Source organism: Microcoleus sp. S13_B4, from assembly GCF_036700885.1.
In the GTDB taxonomy this organism is placed as follows: domain Bacteria; phylum Cyanobacteriota; class Cyanobacteriia; order Cyanobacteriales; family Microcoleaceae; genus Microcoleus.
Map to the genome: position 1 here is coordinate 420,085 of NZ_JAUBPU010000001.1, position 334 is coordinate 420,418.

Annotated in this window: 1 protein-coding gene; it reads left to right on the forward strand. The window is 43.1% G+C overall.

The genetic code is table 11. From position 1 onward, the window contains the following. The coding region (locus QT994_RS27730) for a tetratricopeptide repeat protein (RefSeq protein ID WP_333171269.1) at positions 1-334 on the forward strand (334 nt) is incomplete at both ends.

Below are 334 nucleotides of genomic sequence, written 5' to 3' on the forward strand. Positions count from 1 at the left end.
AAGTTTACACCCGCGAAGCTTTTCCCGAATCTTGGGCAACCACTCAAAATAATTTGGCAATTGCTTACAGCCAGAGAATCAAGGGAGACAGGGGTGATAATTTAGAAAAAGCGATCGCATTTTATGAAGCAGCTTTACAAGTTCGCACCCGCCCAGCTTTTCCCCAAAATTGGGCAGATACTCAAAATAATTTGGCAATTGCTTACAGCCAGAGAATCAAGGGAGACAGGGGTGATAATTTAGAAAAAGCGATCGCATTTTATGAAGCAGCTTTACAAGTTCGCACCCGCCCAGCTTTTCCCCAAAATTGGGCAGATACTCAAAATAATTTGGC